Genomic DNA, 8,945 nt, shown 5'->3' on the forward strand with positions numbered 1-8,945 from the left:
GGTGTATTTATGGTGTTAGCAGGCCTAGCTACCATCTGAGCCATATACCATATAGACCCATGGCAAAGTCACATTTCTGAGAATTGGTTTTAGAAGACCCAGGGTCGAGAAATGATTTGGGTTTATTTTCCGATTTCAGAACAAAAAACGCGCTTCAAAAATCAATTTTTCGCTTTAAAAAATCGAAAAGTTTTGAATACATTTTCTGAATTATGAAGTTTTTAAAATCAATCTATTTTTTGAAAAGTTCGTGGACACGCTTTTTTTACTCTTGAATCATCTTTGCTTACTCAATCGAAAGTAGCGTGGACACAGCACTTTAAAAACCCAAACAATAAGAGCTCGCACTAATATCACCGACCTGACATTAGGCGCTGGAATAGTTCATGCGGTGATTAACGATCCTTTCTCCGCAAAATATGCGGAGAATAGCCCTCATAGTAACGGGCGCTCAATAGTTTACCCGCCTTACAAGCCCGCTAATGATCTTAGTCGCCCAATAATAATGGCTGAGCGGTCTTGCTCTGTTGCTGTTGGATTTAAATGCCATGGTATTTGCGCCATAAAGTCTGGTTCTAGTAGCAGATCTTCGATTTCTTCGCGGATGAATAACTGAACCTCTGCTGAGGCTTGGGCTAATTCACTATTCAAATCTGACTTCCCATCTACTAAATTAATGATGTCTTCAATATCGTGATGAGCATAATCGCCCTTGCCACGATCATGAAACGATTCAAGCTTACTTGCAATAAATAGTGGCGCCGAAATATGTCGCAGAACCAGACCACTAGGTAGCGTCATGGGAATGGATGTTTGCATGGCAAGTTCGTGCCAGCGGTTGCTAAACCCTAGAATGGTGGGGTCAGTCGGCATAAGGTCAACTAACACGCCATCTTTTGTCCAGCGGCAGATTACTTGATCATTCTCCTTAAAGCCTGCTTTGCGCAGAACCTCGCACACTCGGTAGTACTCTGCCCGGCCAGATACCTTTGTCACTAAATCAACATCCAAAGTCGGTCGTGCCGCCGGTCGATTGGTATCGGTAATGAGAATACCCACCACCGCTCCGCCAACGAGCACAACGCTATTGCGAAGTTCGCCTAATGCTTGGGCAATACGCTCAATGTTGGCAATATTGGGATCATTTTTTAGGTTCACAACCGTTTTCCAATTTCAGAGATAGCCATTTCACGTTCCCTAGCGGCGCCAGCACGAATGGCGTCCACAAGAGCCAGCAATTCGTATAGCCCAGAATCTACTTTAACCGCTTGAGTCACTGAGGGATGCAGGGGTAACAAAGATTGCCCCCTTACAGACCCTTCATGGGCAGGCCAAACCAAGGGGGCTTCATTGCTCCCCACAAAATATTGACTCAGTGGCGCTGCATTGACTCCAGTAGGTACACCGCGCTCAGTAGCGCCAATGACTGCTGGAAACGCATATTTAACCCCATACTCTATAAATTCACGCAAAGCTGGACCGATAAACTCCATTTTCCCGTTTGATCTTGAAACAAGGCGAGACTTTTCGGCCCTAAGAAAAGCAGCGTGGATTTCAGAAATTGGCATCGTTAACTCCAGAGCCAATTGATTAAAGGTAAAATTACGCTCTCGGTTTGCAGCAATTTTTAATGCAACTACCAAATCTTGGGGTTTAAGCAAGGGCTGTTTAGAGCGCATATTCGTATCTCCAGCTAAGTATTCTGTATTCTTGAATTTAGAATTCTACCTAATATAGCCAAAAAAGACAATCATTCTAAATTCAAGAATGCAGAATACTTGACACCATATTTTCAATAAAGCCTAATATTTAGGATATAAAATTATTTTTTTGTATGTAGAATGTTAAAAAGTATATATTTTTAGTATAAGTTAATTCATACTAAATACCTTGTACATAGATCAGTGCAAATAACGCTCATTTGAAGGTTAGCTATATGGAAGCAAATATTAAAAAAAGAAGTCCTCGTGCACCAGGAGTAGCACTAAATGAAGCGTTAGATCGCGTGTTCCAAATTTATGAGGCAGAAAGATTGCACCCAGCTCCAACCGATGTAGTGGCGCAAGCGCTGGGATATAAGAATGCAAATAATGGTGCTGCACTCACCCTCCTCGCCTCACTCCGCTACCTTGGTTTACTCAGTCGCCCAAAGGATGGATTCTTAGTGGTAACTAAAGAGGTTGAGGCATATAAATTTGCGCCAGATGAAGCCATGAAGCACTCTTTGCTGATTGGGTTTTTACGTCGACCCCAGTTATACGCTGAGTTATTAGAGCGTTATAGCTCAGGGTTACCTTCGGATGCCAATTTAAAATTTGAACTCATTCAACGTGGATTTGCTCCTAACACAGCAGAAACAGCGTTAACGGTCTTTCGTAAATCAGTTGAATTTGCTGGGTACTTTGATAGCGTGAGCAATCCAATCCTAGAAAATGTATCGATTGATAGCAATGTTGAAACATCATGCCCTCAAGCCGAATCAATTGAAAAGCAGGTGGTAGAAATAAAAGCTGCCGACCATTTATCCGAGCAGCCAGTTCAGCCGTCCTCAGAGCCAATCAATGTTGACAAGATTCCGGTACGATTGTCTGGTGGAAGGCGGGCATGGTTATATATTCCAATACCATTTCATGAGGCAGATAAAAGTCGTTTAAAAGCTCAGATTGATTTATTAATGACTGAAGAAGATGAGCTTGATCGGGAAGAGTAAGATTCTAGCCAATAGTCTGCGCAATAGAGGGCAAAAATATCAATATCGGCTCAAGATAAATTTTAACGTTCAGATGTTTCTTGATCTGATATTGATTTCAAGCAACCAAAATAGTACATAACCTACTCAAGACCATAAGCCAAGACCAAACGCCCTTTAACTTGAACAAAATCAGGATACGCATCTACATTAACATTGGCGATGAACTCCTGTAAATCAGCCGAAATTCTATATCCCAAACTAATCCTCAATTGAGGGCTCAATAGATTGGATAAATTAACCACATCGTCTAGGTGTTTGCGAATATCGCCAGGACGAATAGGTGCTCCGGCCTCCTGACTTCGGGTTAAATTGAGCCAAGCCAATGCTTTCAAGGGGATCAAGCGATCTTCAGCAATCCACGTCAGACCCTCCTGCGTCTTGCGCCCACTCATCACAAAATCGTAATAATCCCGGTCGAGCAAAATCGCAGACATGTCCGAAATGTCTTCCCCCATGGGAATGGGGCTCAAACGACTACCCTCAAATAACTCAACGCCTTCAGGCAACCTTGAAAATAGCTCTACCATCCACGGAAAATTTTCATCCTTTGGCTTCTTAAAGCGATATAACCGAGGACTGCCATCACTCTTTTGCTTAACTTCGTAGCCACCCGCATCGAAAAACTTCCAAAAAATCTCGCCAAACTCCGGCGTTAATGCCTCCAAGTGCAACACCACATCCAAGTCTTTAGTCCCTCGAAATGGTACGCCAAACTCCTTCATAGCCAAGGATGCAGCTGTTCCACCAATCAATACATATTGTTCAGAGAACTCTTTAAACCATTGTGTAAAAACATCCAAACCCCTTACCATCTAAATTCCTTTTCTAGATCACTTAGTGCCAATTCAATTCTGGGGTCAGAACTATCTCTGAAACTCAACCACAGTGAAAGGGCATCTACACAAGACGCGCCTGATGAGATTGAACCTTCTCGGTACATTCTGGGCTCATATGCCCAAATTTGGTAACAGCTAGCCCCCGGCTCTTTTTCAGGCAAAGGGACAAGGTCCCGCTTAATCTCTTGCCAAGTCTGAGGAGACAAAGCATAACAAGTCTCTTGATCGGAATTAATCGTAGTTAACTTAGACAGAGCTGAAATCCCTGCCAAACAAATTTCTGACGGGCGCAAGTAAACTGGCTCACGAGTCCAGATCTCCTGCTTCACGGGACTTCTTAAATACGGTTTAGCTTTTTGCCAAATTTGCTCATGACTATCGTTAGCTCGCAAATATTTACGACGGCCACGGCTAAATTCCTCGAACAACCCCAATTCCACTAATTCAGCAACCGCCCTAGAAGCTGTCATGCTTGTATATTTCAAAGTAGTTGCAACCTCACTGGGAGCCCACTCCGTTGTCAATTGATGGTTTTGCAAAAACCATAACAACATTGCCTGCGTCGCAGGGTTGAGTGCACGAACCGGTGCTTGTTTCTTACGGTGAAAGTATTCACGCAAATCAATGCCTAAATCCAAAAGATAGAGCTGATTGCCTGGCACTAAAAATGAAATTTTTTGCTCGATCAAATAGCGCCTTTCATAAGACGCCAAAGACTCAAAGCACATAACCAGTGGTTGATCACTGGGCAAATACCTCAATGCATCTCTCATTTGACGTAAAGGGATATTCTTTTTTGGAATTGCCAAAATTACGAAATGGTTCGCAAATTTCATCTGCAAAAACTCAAACTGGTCTTGAAGCAAGTAAGGTAGTTGCTTAGCCTTTGGGTAGTCGGTTAGCTCTAGATCGGCCATCCCCAAGGTGTTCGTGAGGTAGCGAGCGATGGATTCTCTATTAATTAACATAATATAAACACGATAACATTGTTATTGTTATCGTGCAAATTAAAGTTATATAGGCATGGAGGTCTTTTGGATGTGTCGATGAAAATAATCTGTGGGTTCATGCATAAAGTGCAAGTTGCCCCCCCCATAAGCTGCAAGTTGAGAGACCATAAAGTGCAAGCGCCGCCGAGCCTTATAAACACTGCATCTCTATTATTAACTTGACAATAAATACTTTAGCGAGCTAGACTACAAGCTTAACTAATTACTTTAAACCACTATATATATGTCCAAGCAAGAGATTACCAAAACAATTGTAAGTTCAATTAAAAGTCTTAACGCTGATGATGCTCGCGCCTGGACAAAAATTGCTCTTATAGTTTTACAAGTTGAAGAAAATAACTTTTGGGAAGCCAGTCATCGCTCCTTTACTGAATGGCTTGTTTCATTTGGGCAAAGCATTGGCCTTAAAGAAGGTAGCATTTGGCGCTACTATCGGGCGGGCAAATACTATCAAGAGCTTCAGCCTCTTTTAAGTAAAAATCAGATTACCAATCCCCTCCTTAATGAACTCCCCACCAAGGTCAGCCCTGAAAATATAGAAATTTTGGGTAAGCTAGAACGAGTCATGCCCAATGATATTTTTATCAAATTAGCCGCCCAGGTTATTTCCGCGGCAATTACGCGTGATTCTTTAAGACAAACTTGGTTAATCTATCGCCCCATTCTTGAGGGAAGAACAGCTAGGGGTATGGGCATGCCTATTCCTAGAGTAGATTTAAAAGATAAGGCCCAACATGACAGCTTATTAGAAGCGCATGTGTTTACTGCCCTCTCTCAAAGTGCAGGTTCTTGGCTCAAAACACCAAAACCATTTCACTTTGAACTTCTAAGGGGCGAGGTAGCTCGCTTAGCCATCTCTGAGTCTAAATTCTATTACATCGATGCGATTGCAATAGTTCAAATGAATGTAGATGGCCCTATTGAATTACACGGCATTGAAATCAAATCAAATAATTCGCCTGTAACTAAATTTGACACCTTAAAAAAGGTTAGCTCCTATTTTGACTTCGTGTGGGTTACCTTTCACGATTACGACCCAAAAGTGGGAGCCAAGCAGATTCCTAGTGAATTTGGCTTGTTGGAATTTAAGGGTCAGAAAATTGACATCATTAAAGCTGCAACGCGTAATGAAACTTCTGCTGAGGCGCAATTGAGTTTTGTTAAAAACTTATTAATTAAATTTATGAGGAAGTGATTTTTTGGCTACGGTACTTTAGCTAGCTAAACTGTAAAAGACAATTATGGAAATACCAAAAATAATACTCAGCCCAAGCGAACAGTTGGCCAAAACAGTTCTAAAAATTGATGGCGCCTATTCTGCCTCGACCATCAGGGCATATCGCGCTGACTTTATTGATTTCATTACTTATTGCAGTCTGCACAATCAAACTGCCCTGCCAGTTGACCCGCTAATCCTTGCCGACTATATTGTTATGCTTGCGAATGGCGGCAGAACGTCCGCTAGCATTCGACGTGCAATTACAGGGATCGCCACAATCCATAAGTTAAATCGCTTTGACGATCCAAGCAAAGATCCAGATGTCACATTAGAAATGAGGCGAATGCATAGAAAGCTAGGACGCGCGTCCGAACAGGCTCAAGGAATTAATCAAGATGTTTTAGAGCAGATGCTTAGCGCAACCGACGCAGATAATCTGGGCATTAGAGATAGAGCGCTTCTGCTGGTTGCCTATGACACCCTATGCAGACGAAGCGAATTAGTTTCCCTGCAAATCCAAGATGTCAAAATTACTATTAAAAATAGTATTGAATCTACGACTATATTACTTAGGAAAAGCAAAACCGATCAAGACTCTACTGGCAAATGGCTACACGTTAGTCAACGAGCTCATCTTGCCTTAAAGGAGTGGATAGCGAAAATTGGGGATCAAGAGGGCCAGATATTTCGCGGCATTGGAAAATCGCAGAAGATATCATCACATCTGGGTGGAGGTCAAATTAACAGGATCTTCAAGCGCATTGCCAGAAAAGCCGGCTTAGATGAATCTTTTGTAGCCAGAATTAGTGGCCATTCAATGCGAGTAGGTCATGCGCAGGATTTAGTTGTTTCTGGAGCCAGCTTTCCCATCATCATGAGCATGGGTCGATGGTCAAAAACGGATACCGTCATGAGGTATGTGGAGCATATCAATTATTTACCGTAGGCATACCCTTGAAAAAATCATACGCAAAATCACTGTTTTCTCTAGGGTTCGGATTGCCACTTATAAGCTGCCTTGAATTTTGATGATGAACTGCCCTTATTAAATGAACCTCATCCAAAAAATACCTTCATTCCGGTAAATCAGCAGCTCTAATTGCCCTCATAACATCCCTGAAAACGCCATCAAACTCTGGAAGAGCACTCATCTGATGAGCTAGGCGGCCTGTCCAAAGACGCTTTAAACGCTCATTTTTAACGGCAATTGCTTGCTCAAGACCATTTACGAGCCTATTGCGATGCGCTAACTTGCGCTCAAGTTCAGGGCGTAACTCTTGAAGAACAATCGAATGCTCTCCAAATAAATGCCAAAGGTCATAAAGATCTCTAGGTTCATTTCTAGCACGATCACTTAGGGCTGCGACCTTTTCAATCACAATCTCTTCAATGGAATATACATTGAGCATTGGTCCCTGTGGCAGATCTTCGAACTCATCGTAGGTTTGAAAGATGGGCCTGCTTTGTGCGCCAAAACAAAATACCTCATTAATCGTGATATCCACCTTGACATCATTGGATGCTGGCAACGGTCCTTGATACTTTAGATAAAAAGTATAGCTATTTTGATGGCTGGCCCGATCTTCTCTATCGAACTCTATTTTTAAGCCGCACTCCCTATATACACTTTCAAATACCTCATTTAATCCAACCAAGATTTCTGAAAATTGAATGGGTTTTGTTAAAGTGAAATCCAAGTCTTCTGAAAATCGATAGTGATCAATCCAGCAACGTCGTAGGGCTGTTCCACCCTTAAAGACCAATATCTCACGTAAAGGATGATTGGCAAGCCCGGTCAAAAACCAAGCCAACACATAGTCGCGCTCAATCACGGACTCGGGAACACGTTTACCGCCCTCTTTTAATAATTTATTAGCAATTAGAGAAATATTTCTTTGCGGAATCATTATCCAAACCTCACGGCATCAAGCTCTTCTTGATTCACATTCAGTTGCAATTTCCATCTCGAAAGAAATATCCCCTGCGCAGGCATTTGTGGATCTAAGCGCTGATAGGTTGCACTTAACTGCTTTTGTAATTCTCGCAAAATGCTTTCATCCACCAATTCATACCTCTCCAATAGATATCCGAGTCGGCGAATTACCGCACCTACACCTAGTTGTTTTGCATACTCAATCAGAGTCTTAAAATTAATTGCGTCTTTTTTCATCCACAAACCTTTTGCGACCTCCGTAACCCCCCCAACATACTCTGGGTGCTTCAAGCCATCAATGAGTGTTCTTTCAATATTACTGATCAACACAAATCGCTCTTTATCCACCCAGTATTTCTCTACCCCAAAGACTTGATCGCTGCTCACTTTGACGAACTTGAATTCATACCCCCCAACAGTCTGGGAGCGCATACGCTTAGTGGATGAAACGTATGTCGTAAACATCGGTTGCGTAAACATCCGATGCAATTCAAATGCTGTCCCATACGATAAAAAATAGGGTGCCGCCCCTACAAGCTCTCTGGCGATGATGTAAGGACTATCAATATGCTCTGACACACCCCCCAACTCAAAAGGTACTAGATTGAATAGACCCGGCTTTAATCGTGTAACAACCCCGCGCTGTTGAGCTTTGTGCAATAAGTTACTAACTGCAATTGGAGACAATCCCGTGTATTTGACGGCGTCAGCCACCCTAAACGTTAAGAGCCCCTTCTCATATAGGCGTGTAAATAACCCCGCCATGCGAGGGCCTAGAGTTTTAGATGAATTATTATTATTTGTGTTCAATTTATATCCTATAAAGATATATATAGAGATTTGAATATAACATTATTTGATCTTGATAGCACTATCTACAAACCACTTGCATCTATTCCACCCCAATTCCTAAATTTTACTTGACAAAATGGGTTTAGCGGGCTACACTGTTTGTAAGTTAGTTAAACATCTTTTTTAAAAAGTAATAAAAGGTTTAGCCAGCGAAACCACAAGGAAACATATAATGCAACAAAACTTAAACGCCAACTTAAATGTAGATCGCATGGTAATCCCCCCATTTTTAACTTAAGCTAAAAGTAGAAGCTGGTACTGCAAGTGCTAGTTTTTGCTTTGGTGTAATTCCACCCAAGCCCATGTTTGGTCTTTCATGATTGTATGTCCACATCCAATCGGT

General features: G+C 42.0%; 9 protein-coding genes. 3 read left to right on the forward strand and 6 right to left on the reverse strand.

The window, feature by feature from the left end:
* Positions 1–468 precede the first annotated feature (468 nt).
* Together ICN36_RS04170 and ICN36_RS04175 are read right to left on the reverse strand one after the other, a co-directional pair.
* Complete coding sequence (locus ICN36_RS04170) at positions 469–1,158, reverse strand: hypothetical protein (RefSeq protein ID WP_216227127.1); 690 nt, start codon at positions 1,156–1,158, stop codon at positions 469–471.
* Entirely contained in the window at positions 1,155–1,679 is a 525-nt protein-coding gene (locus ICN36_RS04175; RefSeq protein WP_216227128.1) for a hypothetical protein, read from the reverse strand. Before ICN36_RS04175 ends, ICN36_RS04170 begins: the two co-directional genes overlap by 4 nt.
* Before the next feature lie 257 nt (positions 1,680–1,936).
* On the opposite strand from ICN36_RS04175, the gene ICN36_RS04180 reads away from it, so the two are divergent.
* Positions 1,937–2,710: a hypothetical protein gene (locus ICN36_RS04180; RefSeq protein WP_216227129.1), complete on the forward strand. Its 774-nt coding sequence runs from the start codon at positions 1,937–1,939 to the stop codon at positions 2,708–2,710.
* Positions 2,711–2,832: 122 nt separating this feature from the next.
* On the opposite strand, the gene ICN36_RS04185 is transcribed toward ICN36_RS04180, so the two are convergent.
* Both ICN36_RS04185 and ICN36_RS04190 read right to left on the reverse strand, forming a co-directional pair.
* Positions 2,833–3,552 (reverse strand): hypothetical protein, encoded by a 720-nt coding sequence (locus ICN36_RS04185; RefSeq protein WP_216227130.1) that lies wholly within the window; start codon positions 3,550–3,552, stop codon positions 2,833–2,835.
* Positions 3,553–3,557: 5 nt separating this feature from the next.
* Positions 3,558–4,556 (reverse strand): winged helix-turn-helix domain-containing protein, encoded by a 999-nt coding sequence (locus ICN36_RS04190; protein ID WP_216227131.1) that lies wholly within the window; start codon positions 4,554–4,556, stop codon positions 3,558–3,560.
* Positions 4,557–4,821: 265 nt separating this feature from the next.
* Here ICN36_RS04190 and ICN36_RS04195 point away from each other — a divergent pair, with 265 nt between their 5' ends.
* Positions 4,822–5,793: a hypothetical protein gene (locus ICN36_RS04195; protein WP_071467095.1), complete on the forward strand. Its 972-nt coding sequence runs from the start codon at positions 4,822–4,824 to the stop codon at positions 5,791–5,793.
* A 46-nt stretch (positions 5,794–5,839) separates the two neighbouring features.
* Positions 5,840–6,763 carry a tyrosine-type recombinase/integrase gene (locus ICN36_RS04200; protein ID WP_216227132.1) on the forward strand — a complete coding sequence of 308 codons (924 nt, stop codon included), beginning with the start codon at positions 5,840–5,842 and terminating at the stop codon, positions 6,761–6,763.
* Between the two features lie 127 nt (positions 6,764–6,890).
* Here ICN36_RS04200 and ICN36_RS04205 read toward each other — a convergent pair whose 3' ends face one another.
* The gene (locus ICN36_RS04205; protein WP_216227133.1) at positions 6,891–7,724 is read right to left on the reverse strand and encodes a nucleotidyl transferase AbiEii/AbiGii toxin family protein; all 834 of its coding nucleotides are present in this window, start codon (positions 7,722–7,724) and stop codon (positions 6,891–6,893) included.
* Positions 7,724–8,560: a hypothetical protein gene (locus ICN36_RS04210; protein ID WP_216227134.1), complete on the reverse strand. Its 837-nt coding sequence runs from the start codon at positions 8,558–8,560 to the stop codon at positions 7,724–7,726. The genes ICN36_RS04205 and ICN36_RS04210 overlap by 1 nt, the downstream gene beginning before the upstream one ends.
* Positions 8,561–8,945: the final 385 nt, after the last annotated feature.

Source organism: Polynucleobacter sp. UK-Gri1-W3, assembly GCF_018881595.1.
In the GTDB taxonomy this organism is placed as follows: Bacteria; Pseudomonadota; Gammaproteobacteria; order Burkholderiales; family Burkholderiaceae; genus Polynucleobacter.

Excerpts from the sequence above, each read along its gene's own strand:
- ICN36_RS04175 (WP_216227128.1), bottom strand. The coding sequence starts at position 1,679 with ATGCGCTCTAAACAGCCCTTGCTTAAACCCCAAGATTTGGTAGTTGCA.
- ICN36_RS04180 (WP_216227129.1), top strand. The coding sequence starts at position 1,937 with ATGGAAGCAAATATTAAAAAAAGAAGTCCTCGTGCACCAGGAGTAGCA.
- ICN36_RS04190 (WP_216227131.1), bottom strand. The coding sequence starts at position 4,556 with ATGTTAATTAATAGAGAATCCATCGCTCGCTACCTCACGAACACCTTG.
- ICN36_RS04195 (WP_071467095.1), top strand. The coding sequence starts at position 4,822 with ATGTCCAAGCAAGAGATTACCAAAACAATTGTAAGTTCAATTAAAAGT.
- ICN36_RS04200 (WP_216227132.1), top strand. The coding sequence starts at position 5,840 with ATGGAAATACCAAAAATAATACTCAGCCCAAGCGAACAGTTGGCCAAA.
- ICN36_RS04205 (WP_216227133.1), bottom strand. The coding sequence starts at position 7,724 with ATGATTCCGCAAAGAAATATTTCTCTAATTGCTAATAAATTATTAAAA.